The organism is Flavobacterium sp. (genome assembly GCF_040383245.1).
Taxonomy (GTDB): domain Bacteria; phylum Bacteroidota; class Bacteroidia; order Flavobacteriales; family Flavobacteriaceae; genus Flavobacterium.
Window position 1 is genome coordinate 12,316 of the sequence record NZ_JBEIDX010000014.1, and the last position, 25,366, is coordinate 37,681.

24 protein-coding genes are annotated in these 25,366 nt (G+C 31.6%); 7 read left to right on the forward strand and 17 right to left on the reverse strand.

Annotated elements, in window-relative coordinates; genetic code table 11:
- Positions 1–40: 40 nt before the first annotated feature.
- The 3 genes from ABWO08_RS07195 to ABWO08_RS07205 all read right to left on the reverse strand — a co-directional run bounded on the left by ABWO08_RS07195 (position 41) and on the right by ABWO08_RS07205 (position 3,381).
- On the reverse strand, positions 41–397 hold the full coding sequence (locus ABWO08_RS07195) for a four helix bundle protein (protein ID WP_353084709.1): 357 nt from the start codon (positions 395–397) through the stop codon (positions 41–43).
- Positions 398–539: 142 nt separating this feature from the next.
- Positions 540–2,930: a 3-hydroxyacyl-CoA dehydrogenase/enoyl-CoA hydratase family protein gene (locus ABWO08_RS07200; RefSeq protein ID WP_353084711.1), complete on the reverse strand. Its 2,391-nt coding sequence runs from the start codon at positions 2,928–2,930 to the stop codon at positions 540–542.
- 19 nt (positions 2,931–2,949) lie between these two features.
- Entirely contained in the window at positions 2,950–3,381 is a 432-nt protein-coding gene (locus tag ABWO08_RS07205) for a MarR family winged helix-turn-helix transcriptional regulator (RefSeq protein WP_353084713.1), read from the reverse strand.
- Positions 3,382–3,796: 415 nt separating this feature from the next.
- Here ABWO08_RS07205 and ABWO08_RS07210 point away from each other — a divergent pair, with 415 nt between their 5' ends.
- Positions 3,797–4,561 (forward strand): response regulator transcription factor, encoded by a 765-nt coding sequence (locus ABWO08_RS07210; protein ID WP_353084715.1) that lies wholly within the window; start codon positions 3,797–3,799, stop codon positions 4,559–4,561.
- 3 nt (positions 4,562–4,564) lie between these two features.
- Here ABWO08_RS07210 and ABWO08_RS07215 read toward each other — a convergent pair whose 3' ends face one another.
- From ABWO08_RS07215 to ABWO08_RS07260, 10 genes are all read right to left on the reverse strand, one after another.
- Positions 4,565–5,314, reverse strand: coding sequence for a maleate cis-trans isomerase family protein (locus ABWO08_RS07215; protein ID WP_353084717.1), 750 nt, complete (start codon positions 5,312–5,314; stop codon positions 4,565–4,567).
- Positions 5,315–5,345: 31 nt separating this feature from the next.
- Entirely contained in the window at positions 5,346–6,254 is a 909-nt protein-coding gene (locus ABWO08_RS07220; protein ID WP_353084719.1) for a fumarylacetoacetate hydrolase family protein, read from the reverse strand.
- 200 nt (positions 6,255–6,454) lie between these two features.
- A complete protein-coding gene (locus ABWO08_RS07225; RefSeq protein ID WP_353084721.1) occupies positions 6,455–7,567 on the reverse strand; it encodes a cupin domain-containing protein in 1,113 nt (370 codons plus the stop codon).
- Between the two features lies 1 nt (position 7,568).
- Complete coding sequence (locus ABWO08_RS07230; protein ID WP_353084722.1) at positions 7,569–8,549, reverse strand: carbon-nitrogen hydrolase family protein; 981 nt, start codon at positions 8,547–8,549, stop codon at positions 7,569–7,571.
- Positions 8,550–8,563: 14 nt separating this feature from the next.
- Positions 8,564–8,986, reverse strand: coding sequence for an acyl-CoA thioesterase (locus ABWO08_RS07235; RefSeq protein ID WP_353084724.1), 423 nt, complete (start codon positions 8,984–8,986; stop codon positions 8,564–8,566).
- Position 8,987: 1 nt separating this feature from the next.
- Complete coding sequence (locus ABWO08_RS07240; protein ID WP_353084726.1) at positions 8,988–10,568, reverse strand: AMP-binding protein; 1,581 nt, start codon at positions 10,566–10,568, stop codon at positions 8,988–8,990.
- Positions 10,569–10,589: 21 nt separating this feature from the next.
- Positions 10,590–10,943 (reverse strand): four helix bundle protein, encoded by a 354-nt coding sequence (locus ABWO08_RS07245; protein WP_353084728.1) that lies wholly within the window; start codon positions 10,941–10,943, stop codon positions 10,590–10,592.
- A gap of 23 nt (positions 10,944–10,966) precedes the next feature.
- Positions 10,967–13,249, reverse strand: a complete 2,283-nt coding sequence (locus ABWO08_RS07250) for an oxidoreductase (protein WP_353084730.1) — start codon at positions 13,247–13,249, stop codon at positions 10,967–10,969.
- 3 nt (positions 13,250–13,252) lie between these two features.
- On the reverse strand, positions 13,253–13,858 hold the full coding sequence (locus ABWO08_RS07255; protein ID WP_353084731.1) for a flavin reductase family protein: 606 nt from the start codon (positions 13,856–13,858) through the stop codon (positions 13,253–13,255).
- A 114-nt stretch (positions 13,859–13,972) separates the two neighbouring features.
- Positions 13,973–15,748, reverse strand: a complete 1,776-nt coding sequence (locus ABWO08_RS07260; RefSeq protein ID WP_353084733.1) for an AMP-dependent synthetase/ligase — start codon at positions 15,746–15,748, stop codon at positions 13,973–13,975.
- Between the two features lie 115 nt (positions 15,749–15,863).
- On the opposite strand from ABWO08_RS07260, the gene ABWO08_RS07265 reads away from it, so the two are divergent.
- Both ABWO08_RS07265 and ABWO08_RS07270 read left to right on the forward strand, forming a co-directional pair.
- A complete protein-coding gene (locus ABWO08_RS07265) occupies positions 15,864–17,786 on the forward strand; it encodes an LTA synthase family protein (RefSeq protein WP_353084734.1) in 1,923 nt (640 codons plus the stop codon).
- 6 nt (positions 17,787–17,792) lie between these two features.
- Positions 17,793–18,377 carry a dual specificity protein phosphatase family protein gene (locus ABWO08_RS07270; RefSeq protein ID WP_353084736.1) on the forward strand — a complete coding sequence of 195 codons (585 nt, stop codon included), beginning with the start codon at positions 17,793–17,795 and terminating at the stop codon, positions 18,375–18,377.
- A gap of 252 nt (positions 18,378–18,629) precedes the next feature.
- On the opposite strand, the gene ABWO08_RS07275 is transcribed toward ABWO08_RS07270, so the two are convergent.
- Positions 18,630–19,292 carry a spermidine synthase gene (locus ABWO08_RS07275; protein WP_353084738.1) on the reverse strand — a complete coding sequence of 221 codons (663 nt, stop codon included), beginning with the start codon at positions 19,290–19,292 and terminating at the stop codon, positions 18,630–18,632.
- Positions 19,293–19,349: 57 nt separating this feature from the next.
- On the opposite strand from ABWO08_RS07275, the gene ABWO08_RS07280 reads away from it, so the two are divergent.
- The 4 genes from ABWO08_RS07280 (at position 19,350) to ABWO08_RS07295 (ending at position 22,197) form a co-directional block, all read left to right on the forward strand.
- Positions 19,350–19,904: a 1-acyl-sn-glycerol-3-phosphate acyltransferase gene (locus ABWO08_RS07280; RefSeq protein ID WP_353084740.1), complete on the forward strand. Its 555-nt coding sequence runs from the start codon at positions 19,350–19,352 to the stop codon at positions 19,902–19,904.
- A 2-nt stretch (positions 19,905–19,906) separates the two neighbouring features.
- A complete protein-coding gene (locus ABWO08_RS07285) occupies positions 19,907–21,046 on the forward strand; it encodes a M14 family metallopeptidase (RefSeq protein WP_353084742.1) in 1,140 nt (379 codons plus the stop codon).
- Positions 21,047–21,108: 62 nt separating this feature from the next.
- Entirely contained in the window at positions 21,109–21,588 is a 480-nt protein-coding gene (locus tag ABWO08_RS07290) for an Lrp/AsnC family transcriptional regulator (RefSeq protein WP_353084744.1), read from the forward strand.
- A gap of 90 nt (positions 21,589–21,678) precedes the next feature.
- Positions 21,679–22,197 (forward strand): DinB family protein, encoded by a 519-nt coding sequence (locus ABWO08_RS07295; protein WP_353084746.1) that lies wholly within the window; start codon positions 21,679–21,681, stop codon positions 22,195–22,197.
- A 40-nt stretch (positions 22,198–22,237) separates the two neighbouring features.
- On the opposite strand, the gene ABWO08_RS07300 is transcribed toward ABWO08_RS07295, so the two are convergent.
- The 3 genes from ABWO08_RS07300 to ABWO08_RS07310 all read right to left on the reverse strand — a co-directional run bounded on the left by ABWO08_RS07300 (position 22,238) and on the right by ABWO08_RS07310 (position 25,229).
- Complete coding sequence (locus tag ABWO08_RS07300; protein WP_353084747.1) at positions 22,238–22,651, reverse strand: DNA primase; 414 nt, start codon at positions 22,649–22,651, stop codon at positions 22,238–22,240.
- A 10-nt stretch (positions 22,652–22,661) separates the two neighbouring features.
- Positions 22,662–23,636: a deoxyhypusine synthase family protein gene (locus ABWO08_RS07305; RefSeq protein WP_353084749.1), complete on the reverse strand. Its 975-nt coding sequence runs from the start codon at positions 23,634–23,636 to the stop codon at positions 22,662–22,664.
- Positions 23,637–23,822: 186 nt separating this feature from the next.
- The gene (locus tag ABWO08_RS07310) at positions 23,823–25,229 is read right to left on the reverse strand and encodes a type III PLP-dependent enzyme domain-containing protein (protein WP_353084750.1); all 1,407 of its coding nucleotides are present in this window, start codon (positions 25,227–25,229) and stop codon (positions 23,823–23,825) included.
- Positions 25,230–25,366: the final 137 nt, after the last annotated feature.

Sequence of the window (25,366 nt, forward strand, 5' to 3'; positions counted from 1 at the left end):
GACTTTTTTAGTATTAAGAATTAAGACTTTCTAATTTTTTTTATGTTGTTTTTAATTTTTTTTGAATGGAGAAATTCATATTTGAAACTTCTACTAGTTGACTTATAATAGGTTGTATTATTTCTTCAGTTACAAGATTTAATCTTTTTGCTAGTATTAATTGTGTTATTAATTCAAATGTAGATCCATTTGCAATTCCTAAAAATTGAATAAATTCTTTATTATGATTTCTACCTGATCCTTCTGCAATGTTTGAAGGTATTGAAACTGCACACTTTTTTATTTGGTGTATTAAATTAAATTTTTCATCATTTGGTAACAATAAAGTAACTTCATAAACTGAAACCGCTACATCCATTGCCTTTTGCCATATTTTAAGTTTTTCATAATTGTGCATATTCTGTATTGTATTAAGATTGGAGTATTAAGTATCAAGACTACCAATCATGTTTAATTATCTTTTTATATTTTAAAACCTTTGTCCATTAGTCTTAATACTTAATACAAAAGTCTTGATACTTAATACAAAAGTCTTGATACTAATTTCTCAACGGTTTTCCTTTAGTTAACATAAACTGAATTCGTTCCAATGTTTTTCTTTCAGCACAAAGGGATAAAAAGGCCTCTCTTTCGATATCTAATAAATATTGTTCACTTACTAGAGTTGGTTCTGATAAATCACCTCCAGCCATAACATAGGCTAGTTTATTGGCAATTTTTAAATCGTGTTCGGATATGTATTTTCCAGCAACCATTTGATTGGTTCCAACTAAGAACATTCCAAGTGCTTGTTTTCCTAATACTTTAATATCTGTTCTGCGAATAGGCTGCGTATAACCTTGATCTGCCATTTGCAAGGCAACTTGTTTTGCTACTGCAATTTGACGGTCTTTATTCACCACAACAATGTCTTTTCCTTTCTGTAAAACACCAATATCAAATCCTTCGTATGCAGATGTAGCTACTTTAGCCATTCCAATAGTTAGAAAATATTCTTGAAGTACATTTAATTCTACATCATTTTTATGAAATAAATCCGATGCACGCAAGGCCATTTCTTTAGATCCACCGCCACCAGGAATAACACCAACTCCAAATTCAACCAAACCAATGTAAGTTTCTGCTGCAGCAACCACACGATCGGCATGCATGCTCATTTCGCATCCACCACCTAAAGTCATTCCGTGTGGCGCAACAATAACCGGAATAGAGGAGTAGCGCACGCGCATCATGGTGTCTTGAAAATATTTAATTGCCATATTTAACTCGTCGTATTCTTGTTCGACAGCCATCATGAAGATCATTCCAATATTCGCACCAACCGTAAAATTGGCTCCTTGGTTTCCAATAACTAATCCGCGGTATTCTTTTTCGGCTAAGTCAATTGCTTTGTTAATTCCTGCTAATACGCCTCCGCCAATGGTGTTCATTTTTGAATGAAATTCTAAATTCAAAATTCCATCGCCTAAATCAATAATACTAGCATCCGAATTACCCCAAACTTTATGGCTCTCGCGAATATTGTCTAGAATAATAAAGGCATCTTGACCTGGGATTTTTTCTTGAGATTTACTGGTGTTATTATAATAATGTGTGGCTCCGTCTTTTACCGAATAAAAAGTTGAATTTCCAGAAGCTAGCATGTCATTCACCCAACTAGCAGGAGTATATCCTTCAGCTTTCATTAATTCGATGGCATTTTCAACACCAATGGCATCCCAAATTTCAAAGGGTCCGTTTTCCCAGCCGAAACCGGCTTTCATGGCATCGTCAATTTTGTAAAAATCGTCTGAGATTTCAGGAATTCTATTCGAACAATAGGCAAACATCGCTGCAAAACTTTTTCTGTAAAAATCTCCTGCTTTGTCTTTTCCTTTTACTAATACTTTGAAACGATCAATAGGTTTTTCAATAGTTTTAGTTAATTCTAATGTAGCAAAGGAAGCTTTTTTAGCAGCTCGGTATTCTAATGTATTTAAATCTAATGATAGAATTTCTTTCCCAACTTTTTTATAGAATCCTTGTCCGGATTTGCTTCCCAGCCATTTATTTTCCATCATTTTGGAAATAAAATCTGGAAGTTTAAATAAATCATGCGCTTCATCATTTGGGCAACCTTCATATAAGCCATTAGCTACATGAACTAAAGTATCCAATCCAACCACATCGACTGTTCTAAATGTAGCCGATTTTGGTCTACCAATAACAGGACCAGTAAGTTTATCCACTTCTTCAATAGTTAATCCCATTTCTTTTACCAAATGAAATAAACTCTGAATTCCGAAAATTCCAATACGGTTTCCAATGAATGCTGGAGTATCTTTGGCAATTACCGATGTCTTTCCAAGAAATTGGGAACCATAATTTGACAGGAAATCTAAAACATCAGGCGAAGTTTTAGGTCCAGGAATGATCTCGAACAATTTCAAATAACGCGCAGGATTGAAGAAATGTGTTCCACAAAAATGCGCCTGAAAATCATCGCTTCTGCCTTCACTCATATACTTAATCGGAATTCCAGAAGTATTGGAAGTTATTAAAGTTCCGGGTTTACGGAATTTATCAATTTGTTCGAAAACTTGTTTTTTGATATCCAATCGCTCCACAACAACTTCAATAATCCAATCGCAAGTGGCTATTTCAGAAAGGTTATCGGTTGTGTTTCCAGTTGTTATTCTGTTTGCAAATTTCTGACTATAAATAGGAGAGGGATTCGATTTTAAAGCATTCGCCAAATGGTCGTTTACCATTCTATTACGAACAGCCTTACTTTCTAAAGTCAATCCTTTCTTTTCTTCAGCTTCAGTAAGTGCATTGGGAATAATATCCAATAATAATACCTCAACTCCAATGTTAGCGAAATGACATGCAATTCCAGATCCCATAATTCCAGACCCAACAACTGCTACTTTTTTAATTATTCTTTTCATTTTTTTATTTGAATGTAGTTCAAAATATTTTTTTCTCTGTGATCAAATCGTTTATGGTTTCTGAAACCTCCATGAAATGATTTAGTTTTTCTTCTGTAAGGTTTTTTCGAATGGCTTCATTAAATTTCAAAACAGTTGCTTTTGATAATTCTCTTTTTTCTTTACCTAATTCCGTTAAGTATATTAAAACCCCTCTGCCATCATCTGGATTTTTCTTACGAATTATCAAGCCTTTTTCTTCTAAAGTTTTAAGTGTTCTAGTTAATGAAGTAGGCTCCATTCCCATTCGGTTGCTAATATTGGTTGATGGAGTGCCCTCTTCTTTGTCAATACTAAGTAAAGCAAATCCTATTGCCATCGAACCATCATACTTTGAAGCTTCTTCATTATACATCCTAGAAACGGCTTGCCAGGTTGCTCGAAGCATGTAATCAATGGTTTTTTCTTTCATGATTTCTAAATTCAAAATCAAATATACAATAATTTATTATGCACGCATAATAAATTAAGATTTATTTATATAATTCAGAAAAAAATTATTCATTAAGTCAATTATCAATTATTTAGGTCAATTATAATACAGAACAACCTATTTATATATAATTATTTTGTAGGAAAATTATACATACTTGATAAATTTTGTTTACACTTACAAAATGTTAAATATTTGAAAATAATAAATTTTAAAGTGTGTTTTATTGAGGTATTATTAATTGAAAGTAAAAATGGTAAATAATAATGTTTTAGCATTAATTCTATGTTTGTAAAAAGATGAATTAATTCATTATTATTAGAGTTTGTAAAGAATCTATTCGTAAATTAAATATATAATTCAAAATTGAATATAATTGAGAAAGTAAAAAACTATGAATAGAAATAGAATCCTTATTGTTGGTTCGGAGTTATTGTTATCTCAAAATATTCAATCTATTTTAGAAAACGAAGGTTATGAAGTTATCATAAATTTAGTAATTGCAGATTCAATTTTGCAGCAAATTGAGACTATAAATCCCCAATTGGTTTTAATTGATAATGATATTAAAGGAAAAATTAGTTCAACTGAAATTGGTAAATATCTTTTAAATGCCGATTTAATTCCCTTTATGTATATTTCTTCTTCTGCAGATAATATAACATTAGAACAAATTAAGGTAACTCGTCCCTATGGTTTTTTGATTAAGCCAGTTCGAAGGACTGAATTGAATGCTTTAGTAAAAATTATTCTATACAATTACTCGCATAAACATTTAGATCTATTAAAAACCGATAAGAAAGTTATTGAAGATGTACCTTACCGAATTCGACATGTAATTAATTACATCAACGACAATATTTATGAAAAAATTGATATTGATGAATTAACAAATTTAACTAAATGGAAAAAGCATCATTTTATTCGAATTTTCCATAGTATCATTGGAAATACACCTTATCAATATATTTTATTTCATAAAATGGAAATAGCGAAAGCATTAATCGAAGAGACCGATCAACCAATAAATGAAATTGCTTTTGATTTAGGGTTTGTAAATTATTCCAACTTTGGGCATGTATTCAAGAAAATATGCCACACTTCTCCCGAGAATTATAGAAAAACAAAAAAAACTAAAAGCTCAATTGAGCAACTTTGAAGTTCAATACTTTCCGTTTAATAATTCTCCCCCAATACTCGATTTAGCTTCGATACCAATCTTTTTCATCATTTCATAAGTAGTACAAACTGCAGCTGAAGTAACCGGAATTCCACATTCTGCTTGAATCAAATCAATTGCTTCTAAAGAAGGCATTTGTACACAAGCCGAAGCCACTAAAACATCCACATCAGTTAAATCCAATTGCTTGTATATTTCCAATAAATTCATTGGGTTTTGAGCTGCAACTTCTAGGTTATCTGGAATTTCTAAGGCGATACTTTGTTTAACTTTGATCCCTTGGTTTTCTATATAATCGACAACCATATCGGTTAATGGTCGCATATAAGGCGTAATTATAGAAATTTGTTTGGCACCTAAAACTTTTAATCCATTGATTAATGCACCAGCCGAAGTTACAATAGGAGTAGGGAAGTCATTGGCAACAGTTTCTTGATGTAAATTCACTTCAGAAACGCAATGATAACCGCGTCCCATGCTCATAATGGCAACCAAACAGGCATATCCCATAACATCTACATGTGCATCCGAAAGTTCTTGGGCACATTTTAAACTCATGGCATCCATGGCTTCTAATTCTTCTTTGGTTACTTTCTTCATGCGCATTCTACTGCTATGAAAAGTAAAACGTTCTGGCAAAATGGTTTCTCTTGCTCTAAATATCGCTGGTATTTCGGTTTCCATCGTCACATTGGAAGACGGAACTATTTGTCCTATTCTGTATTTTCTCATATTGTCATTGCGAGGCACGAAGCATTCTCTCTTATATTTCCTTAATCGTATTTACTATTGTTCCAATTCCTTCCACAGTGGCTTCCACAATATCACCATCGTACATCCATTCTTGAGGATCTCTACCGGCACCAACTCCTGATGGTGTTCCGGTTGCAATAATATCACCTGGTTCAAGAGTAAATACAATACTCAAATCCTCAATTAAATCATTGATATTGAACAATAAGAATTGGGTATTCGAATTTTGTTTTTCAACTCCGTTTACTTTTAAAGATAAATTCAAGTTGTGCGGATTTTCAATCTCATCTTTGGTTACTAAATAAGGTCCCATTGGCGCAAAAGTATCTTGTCCTTTAGAAACAATCCATTGGCCTTCACGACGGCAATCTCTTGCAGAAATATCGTTGATAACGGTATATCCAAAAACAAAATCCATTGCATCAGCATTCGATACAAATTTTCCTTTTTTACCAATAACTACTGCCAATTCTACTTCCCAGTCTAATTGTGAAGTTAGTTTGGTGTTTTTAATAATGTTGGTATTTGTCGCTGTAACTGTTGTTGGCGGTTTCGAAAAGATAATTGGTTTTTGAGGTAATTTACCAGTAGTATCCAATGTTCTTGCGCTTTCGGCAACGTGTTCTGTGTAGTTCAATCCAATTCCGATGATGTTCTTTCTCGGTTTTTCAATCGGAGCGAGGATAGTAACTTCATTCATTTCATATGAAATTTCTTCAAAGAAATTTTCTGGAGTTTCGTTCACCATTTCGGTGATTTCTTGAATGATTTCAAATCCAAGGTCAATTAAATCCAACATATCGTTTGGTAATGGAAAATTGGATATTTCTCCAAAATCTTCCATGTCGATTACTTGGTTGTTGTGAATAAATCCTAAACGAGGTTCGGTGTCGGCTGTTTTGTAAGTAAGTAGTTTCATTTTTTTTAAGTTTCTAAGGAACTAAGCTTTATTTTTTTTAATTAATTTATAAAACGCAAATAGCAATAATACGGACCAAAAGCAAATATTTACATATCCAATAATAACTGCCAATTTATCATGTTTTTGAACTAAATTGGCTCCCAATATAATAAAACCAATAGGTCCAATAAAAGCATTAATTAATTTTAATTTATTCATTATTCGTTAATCAATTGGTTTCCATTATTTTCTAAATAGTCTCTTCCTTGAAATAACCCCAATCCTTCAATTACAGGTAAATCGTTGAATTGAAATAAGCAAGCATCTTCGTTTTCAGATAGGTTATGGTGCTCATGCCAAGCCCAAGAGGGAACGCAGAAAATATCGCGTTCCTTCCAATCGAAACGTTTTCCATTGATGATGGAATATCCTTTTCCTTTAGCACATTGGTATACAATAGACCCTGTATGTTTGTGTGCTTTTCCTTTAAATCCTGCCGGTAACAATTGTATGGCTGCGCCCATGGTTTGCATCACATGTCCACCTGTTAATGGATTGGAATACTGCATTAATATACCGTCAAACGGATTGACTTCATTAACTTTAGCCACTTCCAACATGGTTGGATAAACAGTGGTCCAAGAGTATTTAAACAAAGGAGAATAGGGTTTGTCCCAAGTTTTGTCGGCAGGAATTAATCCTGCTCCGCCATAAGTCAAAGGAGAGTGATTAATTGGTGCTGTTAATGGTTGTTTGCCATCATAAACCGCATAATCATTAGCTTCTAATGCATTAACTAAAGGAATATCCAAGCCATCTTGCCAAATACAAGTTTGGCCATCTGCTTCAACTCCGTGTTCGTGCCAAGATGAATTTGGTGTAATCACAAAGTCGTTGACTTCTAGCATGATTTTATTACCATCTACTACGGTATATCCTTTGCTGCCTTCCATGATGAAACGCAACGCAGAAGCACGATGGCGATGCGCCGAAGTGCTTTCCCCTGGTCGAGTAACTTGAATTCCGGTATATAACCAACCCACAGCTGCCGAAACATCTTTACGTTTGTCATTTACTAAATAAACCACGCGACGACCTGCTTGTTCTGGAGTTACTAATTCGGAGGATTTTAAAACTAAAGCTCTTAAATCATCGTATTTCCATAACATTGGAACGGATGTAGATCGAGGTTCCCAAGGTTCAATATCATTGGCAACGGTCCATAAAGCACCTGCACCAAGAGTTTCTAATTCTTTATAATAGGCTTCTAATTCTGGCGAATCCTGAACTCGAGCTCTTCCTATTTGGTCGTCTGAATGTTTTGCGTCCATGCTAATTCTTATTAAATTCTTCGTGATTGTCGATAAAAGTTATCTTTCTTGTAGGAGCAGTGTTCACTCTTAAATCAAAAATATCAAATCGGTTGTAATGCCCTAATATATCGTGCATTTGTTTCGGTTGAATGCATTTTTCCAAATCAATATCGGCATAAATCATTCCTTCTTGATCAATTAACGGAGTTCCAATTACAGCACCATTCGGACCAATAAATCCAGAGAAAGCAGAGCTTTTTCTAGTCAATAATTCATCTACATTTGGAACATCTGCTCTTAAAGCATCTTTTATTTCTTGCGATATTGTAGAACAAGAAACGATTGTAAATAATTTTCCTTCAAATGAATGTGCTGCCGCTCGAATTTTAATGGCTTCAGCCATGTCATAATCGGGTGGGGCAACAGGCAACGAAATGTAATTAGCAATATGAATTAATTCGCCTTGCGATAACAAAGTAAAACGGGCTAAAGTATTAGTGTTTTCGCCACAAGCTAAGGTTCCAATTGGACCAATTTCAGTATTATAAACTTTTAATGATGATCCATCACCTGAAGTCCAGGTTAGTTTTTCTGCCCATGTTGGTACTAATTTTCGGTGTTTACCAATTAGATTTCCGTTGTTGTCAATAATTAAATTGGTATTGTATATTTCGCCATAACTGTCTCCTCTTTCATTAATTCCGATAACAATATGAATGTTGTTTTCTTTTGCAGCTTGAAATAATGGTTTCATTGATTCGTCAGTAACTGCAACCGAATTTTTGTATAATTCTTCGTACCATTTGCTTCCTTGAATAGGAGTCATAATCCAATTCCAATACGGATAACCTGCTACAAATACTTCGGGAAACGCTATTAATTGCGCACCATTTGCACTTGCTTCCTTAATAAAATTAATTGCTTTATCAATTGTTTTTTCTACATTTAAAAAAACTGGTGCTGTTTGAACGGTAGCGGCTTTAAATTTTTTGAAATCCATTTTATATGTAAATATTAAATAATAAAAGTAGCAATTTTAAGTTTCATTTCTTCGTTAAACGGAGTTGCTTTAATGTCTTTTCTATCGTCGTTGATAGTCACATTTACTAAAGTAACTTCGCCTTCTAAACAAACTGATCCTTGTGCGTCTTCAAATGAAAATCCGCAAAGAATGGATGCACCACCTAAATTTTTAACCCATAACTTCTTAGTTAAGATTTCTCCTAAGCGAGCAGCTTTTTTGAATTGCACTTTCAAATCAACGGTTGGAATACCATTGGTTTCGTGCATTTGAGAAAATGGTCTTCCAAGTGCTTCTTCAAACCAATCTTCGACTAAGCAATTCAGCATTTCTAGAAATCTAGGATAGAATACTATTCCGGCATAATCTACATGCTGAAAACGAATTTTTTCTTGTTTTACAAAAGGTTGGTTCATCTTACTTTAATTTAAATCGTTGTATTTTTCCGGTTTCAGTTTTTGGCAAAGCCTCAGTAAAATTAATTACTCTCGGATATTTGTAGGGCGCAGCCACTTCTTTAAACCAATGCTGTATTCTGTTTTTCATTGCATCAGAAGCCTTTTTTTTGTCTTTCAAAACAATGTGTGCGCAAACTAACATTCCGCGTTCTTCATCGGGTAAACCCACAACAGCACATTCTAGAATATCCTCGTGAGTCAAAAGTACGCTTTCTACTTCAATTGCTGCAATATTGTATCCTGAAGAAATGATCATATCATCTCCACGAGCCACAAACCAAAGGTAACCTTCTTCATCTTTTCGGAATATATCTCCCGTAATATTCCAGCCCTTTTCGACATAGTCTTTTTGTTTGTCTTCGCGATTTAGGTATTTACAGCCGGTAATTCCCCTTACGGCTAATCTTCCAGGTTCGTTAGCAGGAACTTCGTTTCCGTTTAGGTCAATTATTTTGGCTTCATAACCGGTAATTGGCAATCCGGTAGCCCCAGGTTTCATGTTTTCTTCATTGGAAGAAATGAAAATATGCAGCATTTCTGTAGCTCCAATACCATCAATTATTTTCAATCCAGTGGCATCGTACCAATCTTGCCAAACTTTTATTGGTAAAGTTTCTCCAGCCGATACACATTTTCGCAAACTCGAAATGTCGTATTCTTTTACTTTGGTTGTGATGATTCGCCAAGCAGTTGGAGCAGTAAAGCAAATGGTGATTTTATGTTCCTGAATTGCTTTTAATAAAACATCTGGACTTGGTTTTTCAATTAAAAAAGTAGAAGCACCAAAATACATCGGAAACAAAACCAATCCACCTAAGCCAAAGGTAAAACCAATTGGAGGACTTCCGGTGAAAATATCATTTGGAGTTGGTTGTAAGGAATAGGTTGGAAAGCATTCACAAATATTTAAAATATCTTTATGGAAATGCGAGGTCATTTTTGGTAAGCCAGTTGTTCCAGAAGTAAATCCGATTAGGGCAACGCTATCGTTTTTAGTTTGAAAATTTGAAAATGTTTTTGGTTTGTCTTTCATTAATTGCTCTAATTGGGAATTTCCATAGATGCAAATTTGTTTCAAATAATCCGATTTTACCAAAACCATTTCCTCTTCCAATTCCTTGTCGCAAAAGGCATGAGATATTTGAGCGCAGTCAATAATTGTAGTCAATTCTTTATCTCTAAGTAGCGGCATGGTTGCAACAACAACGCCACCTGCTTTCAATATTGCAAACCAACAAGCGACCATCATTGGGTTATTTGCAGAGCGAATTAAGACACGATTACCTGATTTAAAATTTAAATCTTCAACTAAAACATGTGCAATTTGATTTGCTTTTTCATACAAATCCTGATAGGTCCAAACAGTGTCAAAGGTTCTAATGCAAATGTTGTTTCCGCGACCTTCTTCAATATGTTTATCAAGCAATTTATCAACACAATTCAGTGTTTCAGGATGTTGAAATTGAGGCAAATCGGTGAATAGATAATCAGGTTGTAATTTTTGATTAGGTAAATTGTCATGAGCAAAATTATCTTCCATAAATTAATTACGAATTTTAAATTACGAATTACGTAACGTTTTTTGAATAGAACCAATTATTCTTAATAATTCTTCAATATCAATTAATAAACTTTGAGCCTCTTCATTTGAAAGATAAGAAGTGTCTTTTAGCAATCTAATCCAGTAATGAGTTTCTCTTGCTTCTTTATAAGAAATCGTAAGTTTTGCAAAAAAATCTTTTTCAGTTTGTCCTCCAATTGCTTCTTCTATGTTTGCTCCAATTGAAGTTCCACATCTTAAAAGTTGCTTGCTCAATACATATTCTTTTTTTTCTTCTGATAAATACTTATAAACATTTACAATCCGAACTGCAAATGCATAACTTTTAATTTGTACCACATTATCTTTTTTCATAATTCGTAATTCATAATTTATAATTACTTTTTATTACTTTTTGGTTTTAATGCTTTTTTCATTCCTTCCAGTTGCTTTCTTTCGGTTGCCTTTAATGGATATGAATGCGAAATTCCTGCTTTGTATGAATTTGGAATGTCCATTGGTTCAAATTGTTCGTAGGCTTGTGCGTTACGAACAAAGTTAGGGTCTGATAATAAAGGTCTTCCAAGCGCAACAATATCCGCTCTTCCATTAAGGATAATAGTATTAATTTGATCAATGTCTTGAATGTAACCTGCGGTAATTGTAGGGATATGAACGGTATTACGAACGGTATCTGCGAATGGCGTTTGCCACATTCTACCGGTTTGTGGTTTTTGACCTGCAACGGTATTTCCTGTAGATACATTAATAATATCGGCTCCAGCCTTTTTAAACGCAGCAGCAATTGTAATAACATCTTGCTCAGATATTCCGTTTTCAACCCAATCAGTAGCGGAGATTCGAACTGACATTGGTTTTTCTTTTGGAAAAACGGCACGTATTTCATTGAAAACACGTAATGGAAATTTCAATCTGTTTTCTATGCTTCCACCAAATTCATCATTTCTATTATTTGTTAATGGAGATAGGAACGAGGCTAATAAAAATCCATGATGCGCTTGTAACTCGATCATATCAAACCCAGCTTCATTGGCATTTTTAGCTGCTTGTACAAATTGAGAAGTTATCAAATCCATATCAGAAAGGGTAATTTCTTTCGGTGTTGCAAATTTTTCATTAAATGCAATTGGTGAAGCCGAAAGTAATTCCCAGCTGTTTTCTAACGGTTCTCCACCTTCCCAAGGTTTTTTTGTAGCACCTTTTCTCCCAGAATGTCCTATCTGAATTCCGATTTTAGTTTGTGTCTTTTTATGAATAAAATCAGTTATCTTCTTCCATTCAACTATTTGATTTTCATTATATATACCAGCGCAACCTAAAGTTATTCTTCCTGTTTCTGAAATTGCAGTTAATTCGGTGATAATTAATCCCAAACCACACAAAGCTCGAGAGGTATAATGTTGGAAATGCCAGTCATTTACAATGCCATTTTCAGCTTGATATTGACCCATTGGAGCCATTGCAATTCTATTTTGCAATTCTAAATCGCGTAATTTGAATTTAGAAAAAGCTGCAGGAGTAGCTTGTTGATTGGTATTGAATTCTTCCAAAACCTTATCTGTAAAAGACTTGTCTCTTAATCGTAGGTTTTCATAAGTTACTTTTTTAGAACGGGTCATGCAACCAAATGCAAACTGGTAAAACGGATGTTGCATGTTGCGATCCATATTTTCAAACCAATCCAGCGAAACTATAGCTGCATGCTGAATCATTTCTACTGTATTTCTCCGAGTCTTTTCGTATTGCTGAAAAGCAGCTTGTACATCATTTGTATTAGCAATTAAAGCATCCGATAAGCCGATAGCGCAATCCATGGCTAATTTTGTTCCAGATCCAATAGAGTAGTGGGCTGTTGCTTTTGCATCACCAAGTAATACAATATTTTTATGATACCATTTTTCATTAGTTACATGAGGAAATTGACGCCAATTTGATTTATTAGACAATAAAGGATGTCCGTCTAATTCTTCCTTAAATAGTTCGGCTATTTTTGCAATGGTATCTTCTTCATTAGTTACTTCAAAACCATGCCTTTCCCAGGTTTCATTGCTGCATTCGAAAATCCATGTACTACGATTTTCTTCGTATTGGTAAGAATGAGCTACGATAGTTCCGTGGGGAGTTTCTCTAAAAAAATAAGTAAATGCATCCAGTGGTTTGGTTGAACCCAGCCAGACAAATCGGTTTTTCTTTAAAACAATTTTGGTCCCGAATTCTTTTTCATATTTTGTTCTAATTCCGCTTGAAATACCATCGGAGGCCAAGATAATATTGGCATCTGCATATTTTGATAAGTCATCAATATTTTGCTCAAAATGTAAATTCACGCCTTCTTCAATACATCTTTGTTGCAGTAACTGTAATAATGTTTTTCTGGAGCAGCCGCAAAATCCATTACCGGCAATACTTACTTGTTCGCCATTTCTAGCCACTACAATATCATCCCAGTAGGCAAACTTGCTACGAATTAATTCATACGACTGCATATCGCGTTTTAAAAATTCGCCTAATGTTTCATCTGAAAAAACAACTCCAAATCCAAAACTATCGTCAGGTTTGTTGCGTTCGTAAATATCTATTTGGCAATGCGGCATTGCTTTTTTGGTAAGAATCGAAAAATAAAGTCCGCCAGGACCACCGCCAATAACTGCTATTTTCATATTTTAATTTCTTTTGACAGAAAAGATTTCTCCAATTTTACTGTAGTTGGAACCTGCTAAACGTGAAATTGGTTTGTAGGTTTCCAAATTAATTTTATAATCTTCCAGAATCACATTGTCATCAAAATGCATATGTACAATTCTCCCAATAATTACGCATGCTCCACCTTGTTTATGATTTTCCAAAAAATAATGATGCACTAATTCACATTCTAAATGTATAGGACTTTCTTTTACACGCATTGGCTTAACCAAAACTGATGGCACCGGAGTTACCCCAACCAAATCAAACTCATCAATATCTGAAGGAACGGATTGTGCAGTTGCATTCATTTGTTCTGTTAGTGATTCAATCACCATATTTACCACAAATTGTTTGTTGGTAAGAATATTATTTAAAGTGTCTTTATTGGAATTGTCATCTCTGCGTGTAGAAAACATAATATGCGGCGGATCATCGCCAACCATATTAAAATAAGAAAAAGGAGCAAGGTTATTAATCCCGTTATCATCCACAGTTGAAACCCAGGTAATAGGCCTTGGAATGATCGTTCCGGTTAGCAATTTATAAATTGCTTTAGTTTCTAGGTCGTTAGGATTAAATTCCATTCTTTATTGTATTTGTAAAAATTAAAGATATTTTTTGGAATTTTTTTAGCTGATTTGTAATTTATATGTAATAAAAATTGAGAATTTCTATTTTAGTTTTTAGAAAAACAAAAACTAGGAATTATATATTTTGTTATATAATTGAATGTATTTCTCTTTTACGATTTTACGTTTCAATTTTAATGTAGGTGTCAGTTCACCACCATCAATACTCCAAACATTTGGCGTTAATTCAAATCGTTTTATTTTCTCCCAATTTCCAAATTTTTCATTGTAAAAATCAACTTCTTGTTGAATTTTATTTATCACATTTTGATTTGAAACTACATCTTCATTTGTTTCTCCAATTGAAATTCCTTCTTTTTCTGCCCAAGTTTTAATATAGCTGAAATTTGGTTGAATAAAAGCTCCAGGCATTTTTTCACCATCGCCTATAATCATGATTTGCTCAATAAATAGCGATTGTTTTAATGTGTTTTCTAGATGTTGCGGTGCAATATATTTTCCGCCAGAAGTTTTAAATATTTCTTTTTTTCTATCGGTAATTTTTAAGAAACCTTCTGAGTCAATTTCCCCAATATCTCCAGTGTGAAAATATCCATCAATTATTACTTGTTTAGTAAGTTCTTCATCTTTATAATAACCCATCATTACATTTGAACCTTTGCAAAGAATTTCTCCATCTTTTGCAATTTTTATTTCTACATTTTGAATTGCTTTACCAACAGTCCCAACTTTAAACAATCTGTTTCTAATATCGTTTACAGTAATTACAGGGGAAGTTTCGGTTAATCCATAACCTTCCATAACAGGCATTCCTGCTGCTGCGAATACTCTTGTTAGTCGTTGTTGTAATGCAGCACTTCCAGAAACCAAAACATTAAGGTTGCCACCTAAACCATCTCTCCATTTGCTAAAAATTAATTTTCGAGCTAATTTTAATTGCAATTCATACCAAATTCCGTTTGCTCCATAAGGTTCGTATCGCAATCCTAACCCTACAGCCCAAAAGAATAATTTTCTTTTTATTCCGGTAAGCGCAGATCCTTTTTCAATAATTCGGTCATATACTTTTTCTAATAATCTTGGTACAACCGAAAAAACGGTAGGTTTTACTTCGGCAATGTTCTCTGAAAGTTTATCAATGCTTTCTGCAAAATATATAGAAACTGAATAATATTGGTAAATGTATAAAATTACTCTTTCAAAAATATGGCAAATAGGCAAGAAGCTAAGTGCCCTACTGGTTCCTTCTTCAAAAGGGATTCTGGGCGAACTATCCAATACATTGGAAACAATATTGTGATGCGAAAGCATAACTCCTTTAGGTTTTCCCGTTGTTCCAGATGTGTATATGATAGTTGCTAATTCTTCAGGCTTTACATCATCTTTGCGTTTTTCAACTTCATCTTGGTTTGAAATAGGTTCACCTAATTCCAGTAATTCATTCCAATTTTTACATCCTTTAATTTCATTAAAAGAATATACTTCTTTTAATTTTGGAAGATTTTTTTTAATTGATTTTACTTTTCTAAATACTTCTTCATCTGATACAAAACAATAACTCGATTCGCTATGTTTTAAAATGTATTCGTAATCTTCCTCGGAAATAGTAGGATAAATAGGTACTGTTTGTGCACCAGTTTGAAGCACTCCAATATCCATAATATTCCATTCGGTTCTGTTATTTGAAGATATAATGGCAATTTTATCATTTTTTTCAACACCTAATTTAAGAAGTGCTCTAGAAATAGTATTTGCTTTATCAATATATTCTTGTGTTGATGTTGCAATCCATTTTCCATTGTATTTGGTTACCAAACAAGTTTCTATATTGTTTTTTTCTAACTGATAATATGGAAAATCAAATAAACGCGTAATTGTTATCATTTGAGTAGAGTTCTAATTTTTTTGCAAATTAATTAATTATTAATTTATAATCAATTTATTTTTAATTATTCTTATTGGATTTAGTAATTTTGCGAAAAATCAACTTTGAATATATATGATAAAATTTCCTAGGTTTAGTGAATATAAAGTATTGTTTTATAGAATAATTTTAGCATATTTTTTTTATATGATTGCTCGAATATTATTCTTTTTTTATAACATAAATTTACTTAAAATAAATACTATTTCTGATTTTATTTCTTTATCTTTTCATGGAATCACATTTGATACTACCTCAATTCTATATGTAAATTCTTTATTTATTTTATTGTCAATTTTTCCATTTATAGTAAATACAAAAAAAGGTTATCAAAATTTTTTATTTTATCTTTATTTTGTTACAAATTTAATCGCATATACAACAAATTTTATAGATTTTATTTACTATAAGTATACTTTCAATAGAAGTACAATTGCCTCATTAGATACTTTGGAAAATGAAAGTAATAAGTCAAGATTGCTTTTCAATTTTTTAATAGAATACTGGCATGTTTTTTTGTTATTTTTTTTGTGTTCATATTTATGGATATTCTTATATAAAAAAGTAAAAATTCAACATCTACCTCCACAGCTATCCGTTAAATATTTTGTTGTTTCATTTTTTACTTTTTTATTTCTAACTACTATGTGTATTGGTGGTATAAGAGGAGATTTTAAAAAAAGCACAAGACCAATTAATTTATTAGATGCAAGTAGATATGTTACAGATGCTTCTCAAGCAGATTTTGTATTAAACACTCCTTTTGCAATAATTAGAACTTGGGATGTAAATTCTTTTCAAAAAGTAAATTTAGTGTCTAAAATTACGATTGATAGTTTAATTGTTCCTATCAAAGAATATCATAATAATCCAAAGACCAAACCTAATGTGGTTATTTTAATTTTAGAAAGTTATGCCAAAGAATATATTAGTTCATTCAATAAAGACAATATTATACCAAATTATAGAGGCTATTCACCATTTGTGGATTCATTAGCTCAGCATAGCTTAATTTATACAAATGGCTATGCAAATGGGTATAAATCTATTCATGGAGTATCATCTGTAATTGCCGGAATCCCCTCTTTTAAAGAAGCATTCACATCTTCTCCTTATCCAAAACAAAATATTGAATCATTAGTTTCAACATTAAAAGGCGAAGGTTACGATACTTCCTTTTTTCATGGTGCACCAAATGGTTCGATGGGGTTTCTAGGGTTTTGCAATATTCTTGGTTATGACCATTATTATGGAAAAAATGAATTTAATAATGATTCTGAATTTGATGGCTCTTGGGGTATTTGGGATGAGCCATTTATGCAATATTTTAATCAAACTCTTTCAAGAAAGAAAACTCCATTTATGGCAACTTTTTTTTCTGTTACTTCTCACGAACCCTATGTAATTCCTGAAAAATATGAAGGTAAATTCCCTAAAGGCGATAATCCAATTCACAAATGTATTGGTTATACCGATTATTCCTTAAAACAGTTTTTTAAAGCTGCAAAAAAAGAAAAATGGTATCAAAACACAATTTTTGTATTGGTTGCTGATCATGATAATTTAATTTATTATAATGAGTATAGTAAAGATCAAAATTATCATACTGTTCCGATTTTGTTTTATTATCCAAATGAGAAATATAAAGGAGTAAATAAAGATTGGGCTCAGCAAATTGACATTTATCCTACCATATTGGATATGATTGGATATGACAAGCCATTTAGAAGTTGGGGTAGAAGTTTGATTAGTAATGATAACATTAAGCCTTTTGTTATGCGATATTCATCTGATAATTATCAAATGATGAGTGGCAGTTATATATGTATATTTGATGGGGTAAAAGCTGTTGGTTTTTACAAAAAAGAAGATAAAGAATTAAAAACTAATTTGATTAGAACACGAAATTCTGAAATGAATTTATTAGAATTACGATGTAAAGCATTTTTACAAGATTATATGCAGCGAATTATAGATAAAAAATTGACTTCTAAATAACAAATGATGAGCATAAAAAAGAAAATAACGATACTTATTACTGTGGTAGTTTTAGTTATTACAGGTAAATATGTTTATGACAGACATATTAATAATAATTTCATGGCCATAACTGAAGGCAAAGTATATAAAAGTGGGGTTATTCCGCCGGATGAAATTGAAAGTTATGTAAAGAAATATAATATTAAGTCAATTGTTGATTTGCGTTTTCCAGGAACTGGAGATGATGTAAATAATCCGGAAATTCCTGCCGAGTTAATTGCTGAGAAAGAGGCAGTGGCAAAAATACCTGGAGTTAATTATTTTAACAATGGATCAGATCAAATTCCTAATCAACAAAACTTAGATACTTTTTTTACAATTATGGATAATCCAGAAAACTATCCTGTTTTAATTCATTGTTACCATGGCATCGGTAGAGCGCAATTGTACTCTGCTTTATATCGTATAGAATATGAAGGGTTTTCAAATGAAGAGGCTCGAGAAAAAGCGGCTTTCCCTTTAATGTTTAGTTCTTTTGATAATGGAAAGCCTAAAGGAGAATATTTAAAAGCTTACAAATCCAGAATACAATTAGCTAAAAAACAATAAATTAAGAAAGCACTATTTATAGTATTTTTTTTATTTGTTTAATTTTTTACACATGTGATTTATATAAAATAAAATATTTAAAATGTAATAATAATAAGCCTTAAACCTTGCAAATTTGTATTATTAAAACGTTCATAATTAAACAGTTTTTATACATTGGCTTGGTTATATGGGCAACGTAGAGTTTACGGAAGACTACGAATACAGGTAAAAGTCAATTCAAGCACAGGAAATCTTTTCTGTGCTTTTTTTTTATTTTAATTTTTTAATAGTAAATAGCTCATTGTGTACTTCAACTTTTGGATACATTCGCAGAGAATAATTATCATCAAATTTCTTACGATAATCTAAGTTTCGAATTTTATTTTTTTCATTTATTACCATCGTGTTAAATAAAATAAATCCATTTATATTTAATAAGCAATTTACTCTTTGAATAAAGTGGGTTTCAAATAAAAAACTCGGCATTTTAGTATCTTGAAAAATGTCTATGATAATTAAATCAAATTTATCTTTTGTTCTTAAAACAAATTCAAATGCGTCTTCAATTACGATTTCTAAATTTTTAATTTGATCAATATTAAAGTAAGTATTTGCTAATTCAATGATTTCAGGATCTATTTCAACGCCAATAATCTGACCTTTATATTTTACATCATCAACTAAAGTTTTTATAACACTTCCGCCAGCAACACCTAAAACTAAAACTTTATCAAACTTTTTAATACGATCGTATCCAATGTATTTTAAGCCTTTTTTTAAGATACGCTGTAAACTGCCATAAGAGTAATTAGTGTTTTCAGAATCAATTACTAATTCGCCGTTATTCCAAGTTACTTCAATAGAGTTGCTTACAGAAGATTTTCTCTTAATTACGTTTATTGGAAGGAAATAACTAAAGAATTTAGCGAACATTTTTATATTTTTCTCAAAAATAGCAGAATAATCTTAAATTTACACAAATTATTTTACATGAAAAAGCAACTATATAGTTTTATTTTTTATAAAATACTAGGTTGGAAATTAATTGGGAATTTTCCCTCAGAAATAAAAAAATGCGTGGTCATTGTGATACCACATACCAGTAATTTAGATTTTTTTATTGCCCTATTGGTTAGAGGAATATTAGGGATTAAAATTAATTTTGTTGGAAAAAAAGAATTGTTTCTATTTCCGTTCGGGTATTATTTTAGAGCAGTAGGAGGTGCACCATTAGATAGAAGTGGAGGAAAAAATAATGTAGACGCTACTGCAGAAGTATTTGAAAAACATGATGTGTTTAGATTAGCATTATCTCCCGAAGGAACTAGAAAAAAAGTAACCGAATTACGAACAGGTTTTTATTATATTGCATTAAAAGCAAAGGTGCCAATTATTCCTGTTGCATTTGATTTTGGTAAAAAAGAAGTTAAAATAGGGGATGCATTTATTCCTTCTGGGAATTATGAAAATGACTTGAAAATAGTACTTCCGTTTTATAAAGGAGTAGTTGGAAAAATTCCAGAACGAAGTTATCAGGTTTTATAATAATGGATTATATAGAATTACATAAGCAGTATAAACAAAATTCACTTTTTGGGAGGTATATCACTTTACGTGATATTGAGCCTATATTAATGAAGTTTTCTACCAAATATATAGGTGAATCGGTTTTAGGTAAACCTATTTATCAGTATACTGTTGGTAACGGAGCAACTAAAGTTTTTATGTGGTCTCAAATGCATGGAAATGAAAGCACAACTACTAAAGCATTATTTGACTTTTTAAATTTGATCGATTCAAATGAAGAACTTGGAAAACGATTAATTAAAGATTTTACTTTTTGTATTATTCCAATGGTTAATCCAGACGGCGCCGAATTATATACTCGAGAAAATGCAAATAAAGTCGATTTAAACCGAGATTCAATTGATTTATCACAACCAGAAAGTCAATTATTACGTAAAGTTTTTGATGAATTTAAACCTGATTTTTGTTTTAATCTGCACGATCAAAGAACTATTTTTGGTGCAGGGACTTCAGGGTTTCCAGCTACGGTTTCTTTTTTAGCGCCATCTTATAATGAGCAAAGGGATGTAAACGAAGTTAGGGCTAAGGCAATGAAAGTAATTGCAGGCATGAATACAGAATTGCAAAAATATATTCCTGGCCAAGTATCCTTATTTGACGATGGATTTAATCCTAATTGCATTGGTGATCAGTTTACTTTGCAAGGGGTTCCTACTATTTTGTTTGAAGCTGGGCATTTCCAAAATGATTATTATCGAGAATTTACTCGTAAAATGATATTTATTGCACTTATTTCGGGATTGCTAAATATTAACGAAATCGATATAGTTGATGGTAATAATGCAGATTATTTCGAAATAACTAAAAATAATACTGTTTTTTATGATTTTCTTTATAAAAATGTCAAAATAAATTATGATGGTAAAGAAATAATTACCAATTTTGCTGCTCAATACAAGGAAGAGCTTTTTGATGGTAAACTCCAATTAAATGCTTATATAGTTGAGATAGGAGAATTGAAGGGCAAATTTGGTCATTATCAGTATAATGCACATAAAATGCATTATGAAGATAATTTAGGTAATTGTCCAAAATTAGATCAAAAAGCTAACTTTACTTTGGGTAAAGTAATAAGATTTGAGAACGGAATTAAGCTTTAATTCATTTCTTTAAATTTAATAATTGTATTGCAATAAATAATATATTAATTAAAATTTTAAGTATGAGTAAGTTCCGATTAGATGAAGTAGATCATCAAATTTTAGACATGTTGATTGATAATACAAGAATTCCGTTTACGGATATTGCAAAAAAATTATTGATTTCTGCTGGGACAGTTCATGTTAGAGTTAAAAAAATGGAAGATGCAGGAATTATTATGGGATCTTCATTAACTCTTGATTATGAAAAACTTGGCTATTCATTTATTGCTTATGTGGGTGTTTTTTTAAATAATACTTCTCAAACAAAATTTGTTTTAGAAAGAATTAGTGAAATTCCATTTGTGACGGTTGCTCATGTAACTACAGGGAAATTCAATATTTTCTGTAAAATTCGCGCTAAAGACACTAAACATGCCAAAGATGTAATTTTTATGATAGACGATATAGAAGGAGTTTATCGCACAGAAACAATGATTTCACTTGATGAAAGTATCAATGATAAAAAAAGATTGATGCATACGATTTTTAAAGACTTCTAAATTTATTTACAGTTTTCAAATATCACAAACAAAAACCTCAAGATAACTTGAGGTTTTTTGTTTTTATTTTTATTAATTTGTCAAAAAAATATGAAAGTACAAGATTTAAATTCTTACGAATACGGACCTTATCATCACAATTATTTAAAACTTGTGTCTAACGAATATACTCTCATTGAGGAACTAGAAATTTCTTTACATAGGTTTATTAAATTCGTACAGGATATTCCAATGGATAAATTTGATTACCGTTATGCTGAAGGAAAATGGACGATAAAAGACATCATTCAGCATATTATTGATGCGGAAAGAGTATTTTCTTATAGAGCTTTACGATTTGCAAGAAATGATTCTACTAAGTTGCCAGGCTATGAAGAAGATCATTATGCAACATTCGCCAATGGTTCACAAAGAAGTATTATGGATTTATTAAATGAATTATCTGCTGTTCGATATGCTACACTAAGTTTGTTTAAATCCTTTAATTCTGAACAATTAGTTAGAATAGGAATAGCTTCAGACAATCCAATGTCTGTTAGAGCTGCTGGATTTATTATAATTGGTCATCAAAGTCATCATCAAAATATATTTAAAGAAAGATACCTATAAAAAAAGCCTCAATTTAATTGAGGCTTTTTTATGTTTTAATTTATTCTTCTTCTTCGTCTTCAAAATTATCAGAAGATTCTAAATCTACATCATCTTCATCTTCCTCTACATCTTCAGATCCACCACTGTCTTTTAATAAATCAACTTCTTCCTCTTCTTCTTCACTTGGTAAATCATCATCATCTATATCTAATCCTTTAACTGGAGCAATTGGCTCAATTACTGCATCTAAATCTTCTTCATCAAATTTTTCCATACGGTTAGCTAATTTCGTGCTAACTTTTACTAAATATATAGTATCTTCTGTTCTAACTTCTACTGCTTCGATAAGTTCGTCTTTTGCATTTCTAAAACGAATAATATCAGTACTATCATATCCGTCAGGAAATTTTTCTACTAATAAGTTTAAAATGTCACCGGTTAGCTTGGCATAATCAACAATTATTCTTTTCATAAATAGGATATTATAAATCTAATAAATAAGCAAAAATTAAAGGTGCAACTATTGTTGCGTCTGATTCAATAATGTATTTAGGAGTATCAATATCTAATTTACCCCATGTTATTTTTTCATTTGGAACTGCCCCAGAATAGGATCCGTAGCTTGTTGTAGAATCTGAAATTTGACAGAAATAACTCCAAAACGGAATGTCGTGCATTTCCATATCTTGGTAAAGCATTGGTACCACGCAAATAGGAAAATCTCCAGCAATTCCACCGCCAATTTGGAAGAAACCAACTCCTTTACCAGCAGAATTTTTAGGATACCAATCTGCAAGCCACATCATGTATTCAATACCACTTTTCATAGTAGTAGGTTTGAATTCACCTTTGATGCAATAGGAAGCAAAAATATTCCCCATCGTACTATCTTCCCATCCTGGAACTACAATAGGTAAGTTTTTTTCTGCTGCAGCAATCATCCAAGAATTCTTTGGATCAATTTCATAATATTGTTCTAATACACCAGAGTTTAGCATTTGATACATAAATTCATGCGGAAAATAGCGTTCTCCTTTAGAATCAGCATTGTTCCAAATATTGAATAAATGTTTTTGTAATCTTCTAAATGCTTCTTCTTCTGGAATACAAGTATCTGTAACTCTATTGTAATGATTTTCTAATAAATCCCATTCTTCTTGAGGACTAAGGTCTCTATAATTTGGAACTCTTTTGTATGAATTATGAGCTACTAAATTCATAATATCCTCTTCAAGGTTTGCTCCTGTACAAGAAATAATATGAACTTTATCTTGACGAATCATTTCTGCAAGTGATTTACCTAATTCTGCAGTACTCATTGCGCCAGCAAGTGTTATCATCATTTTTCCGTTTTCTAAAAGATGTTGTTCATATCCTTTTGCAGCATCTACTAAAGCAGCAGAATTAAAATGAAGATAATTATTTTCTAAAAACTGACTTATTGGTCCTTTACTCATTGTTATTGTTTAATTAGTTGTAAACACTTGGGTTCAAAGAAAAACTATTTTTTTTAATATTTCAAATTTTTGAGAACTAATTTTAGGTATAAAAACGACTTAAAATCAGCCTTTATAAATGGTTGATAATTAATAAAATTAACTCCTTATTTTTGAAAATAGGTTGTAAAATAATTTAAAATATTTTTATTTTTTTTTGGTGTAACCTAAAATTTTAAGCACATCATCGGAAGTTTGCTGTTCAGAAAAAACCTCAGTTGCTATGATTCCGTTTTCATCTCTATCAATTAAGATATGTTTTGGCTGCGGAATCAAACAGTGGTGCAGTCCTCCAAAACCACCAATGGTTTCTTGGTAAGCACCCGTATTGAAAAATCCAATATAAAGAGGTTTTTCTTTATTGTATTTTGGCAAATAAATAGCATTCATATTTTGTTCAGAGTTATAATAGTCATCGCTATCACATGTCATTCCGCCAAGTAGCACTCTTTCGTAGGTATCATTCCATCTATTTACGGCAAGCATAATGAAACGCTTGTTAATTGCCCATGTATCGGGTAAAGTTGTGATAAATGAGCTGTCAATCATGTTCCATGCTTCTCTGTCATTTTGCTGTTTTTGATACAATACTTGGTAAATAGCGCCTCCAGATTCACCAACTGTAAACGATCCAAATTCGGTAAAAATATTTGGAACATCAACTTCAGCTTCATCACAAGCAATTTTTATTTGGTGAATAATTTCATCAATCATGTATTGGTAGTCGTATTCAAAAGCTAATGAATTTTTAATTGGGAATCCACCACCAATGTTTAGTCCATCAAGTGATGGACATTCTTTTTTTAGAGCTATATAAACTTTAATACATTTTACCAATTCGTTCCAGTAATAGGCATTGTCATTAATTCCAGTATTGATAAAGAAGTGAAGCATTTTCAATTCTAATTTATCATTTTCTTGAATTTGCTTTTTATAAAACTGAACAATATTTTTATATCCAATTCCTAAACGAGAAGTATAAAACTCAAATTTTGGTTCTTCCTCCGCAGCAATACGAATTCCGATTTTAAATTTACCTTTAATTTCTGATTGAAGTAAATCTAATTCTTCATAGTTGTCAATAACAGGAATGGTATTTTTATGACCATTATTAATTAATCTTGCAATATTTGTTATGTACTGTTCTCTTTTAAAACCGTTACAAATTATATAGGTGCTCTTATTAATTTTCCCATTTTCTAATAAATTCTCAACAATATTAATATCAAATGCAGAAGAAGTTTCTATATGAATATTGTTTTTAAAAGCTTCATTCATAATGTATTGAAAATGAGAGCTTTTTGTGCAGTAGCAATAGTAATATTTACCTTCATATTTGTTTTTTTCCATAGCATTACGAAACCAATTTTTGGCTTTTTTAATGTTATTGGAAATTTGTGGTAAATAAGTAAACTTTAACGGAGTTCCGTATTGTTCTACCAATTTCATCAAATCAATATTGTGAAATTGTAAAGCATTTTCTTTATTTAGAGTAAATTCCTCTTGAGGAAAATAGTAGGTTTGATTAATTAAGTCGAAATATTTAGTGTTCATTATAGTAGATTTTAGATTAAATAAATGTAATTAAACAAAGATTAATCTAGAATTCAAACCCTAATATTTGCGTAAGCAATTGGTAAATCAATTGTTATTGATTCGATGTTATTAAAATTTTCAACAATACTTGCACT

What these genes read in the sequence shown, in the direction of transcription:
- ABWO08_RS07295 (WP_353084746.1), top strand. Translation starts at nt 21,679, where the DNA reads ATGAAAGTACAAGATTTAAATTCTTACGAATACGGACCTTATCATCAC.
- ABWO08_RS07225 (WP_353084721.1), bottom strand. Translation starts at nt 7,567, where the DNA reads ATGGACGCAAAACATTCAGACGACCAAATAGGAAGAGCTCGAGTTCAG.
- ABWO08_RS07220 (WP_353084719.1), bottom strand. Translation starts at nt 6,254, where the DNA reads ATGAAACTACTTACTTACAAAACAGCCGACACCGAACCTCGTTTAGGA.
- ABWO08_RS07310 (WP_353084750.1), bottom strand. Translation starts at nt 25,229, where the DNA reads ATGAACACTAAATATTTCGACTTAATTAATCAAACCTACTATTTTCCT.
- ABWO08_RS07260 (WP_353084733.1), bottom strand. Translation starts at nt 15,748, where the DNA reads ATGATAACAATTACGCGTTTATTTGATTTTCCATATTATCAGTTAGAA.
- ABWO08_RS07250 (WP_353084730.1), bottom strand. Translation starts at nt 13,249, where the DNA reads ATGAAAATAGCAGTTATTGGCGGTGGTCCTGGCGGACTTTATTTTTCG.
- ABWO08_RS07285 (WP_353084742.1), top strand. Translation starts at nt 19,907, where the DNA reads ATGGATTATATAGAATTACATAAGCAGTATAAACAAAATTCACTTTTT.
- ABWO08_RS07205 (WP_353084713.1), bottom strand. Translation starts at nt 3,381, where the DNA reads ATGAAAGAAAAAACCATTGATTACATGCTTCGAGCAACCTGGCAAGCC.
- ABWO08_RS07305 (WP_353084749.1), bottom strand. Translation starts at nt 23,636, where the DNA reads ATGAGTAAAGGACCAATAAGTCAGTTTTTAGAAAATAATTATCTTCAT.
- ABWO08_RS07200 (WP_353084711.1), bottom strand. Translation starts at nt 2,930, where the DNA reads ATGAAAAGAATAATTAAAAAAGTAGCAGTTGTTGGGTCTGGAATTATG.
- ABWO08_RS07210 (WP_353084715.1), top strand. Translation starts at nt 3,797, where the DNA reads ATGAATAGAAATAGAATCCTTATTGTTGGTTCGGAGTTATTGTTATCT.
- ABWO08_RS07275 (WP_353084738.1), bottom strand. Translation starts at nt 19,292, where the DNA reads ATGTTCGCTAAATTCTTTAGTTATTTCCTTCCAATAAACGTAATTAAG.
- ABWO08_RS07235 (WP_353084724.1), bottom strand. Translation starts at nt 8,986, where the DNA reads ATGAACCAACCTTTTGTAAAACAAGAAAAAATTCGTTTTCAGCATGTA.
- ABWO08_RS07280 (WP_353084740.1), top strand. Translation starts at nt 19,350, where the DNA reads ATGAAAAAGCAACTATATAGTTTTATTTTTTATAAAATACTAGGTTGG.
- ABWO08_RS07300 (WP_353084747.1), bottom strand. Translation starts at nt 22,651, where the DNA reads ATGAAAAGAATAATTGTTGATTATGCCAAGCTAACCGGTGACATTTTA.
- ABWO08_RS07290 (WP_353084744.1), top strand. Translation starts at nt 21,109, where the DNA reads ATGAGTAAGTTCCGATTAGATGAAGTAGATCATCAAATTTTAGACATG.
- ABWO08_RS07265 (WP_353084734.1), top strand. Translation starts at nt 15,864, where the DNA reads ATGATAAAATTTCCTAGGTTTAGTGAATATAAAGTATTGTTTTATAGA.
- ABWO08_RS07195 (WP_353084709.1), bottom strand. Translation starts at nt 397, where the DNA reads ATGCACAATTATGAAAAACTTAAAATATGGCAAAAGGCAATGGATGTA.
- ABWO08_RS07255 (WP_353084731.1), bottom strand. Translation starts at nt 13,858, where the DNA reads ATGGAATTTAATCCTAACGACCTAGAAACTAAAGCAATTTATAAATTG.
- ABWO08_RS07230 (WP_353084722.1), bottom strand. Translation starts at nt 8,549, where the DNA reads ATGGATTTCAAAAAATTTAAAGCCGCTACCGTTCAAACAGCACCAGTT.
- ABWO08_RS07270 (WP_353084736.1), top strand. Translation starts at nt 17,793, where the DNA reads ATGAGCATAAAAAAGAAAATAACGATACTTATTACTGTGGTAGTTTTA.
- ABWO08_RS07240 (WP_353084726.1), bottom strand. Translation starts at nt 10,568, where the DNA reads ATGGAAGATAATTTTGCTCATGACAATTTACCTAATCAAAAATTACAA.
- ABWO08_RS07215 (WP_353084717.1), bottom strand. Translation starts at nt 5,314, where the DNA reads ATGAGAAAATACAGAATAGGACAAATAGTTCCGTCTTCCAATGTGACG.
- ABWO08_RS07245 (WP_353084728.1), bottom strand. Translation starts at nt 10,943, where the DNA reads ATGAAAAAAGATAATGTGGTACAAATTAAAAGTTATGCATTTGCAGTT.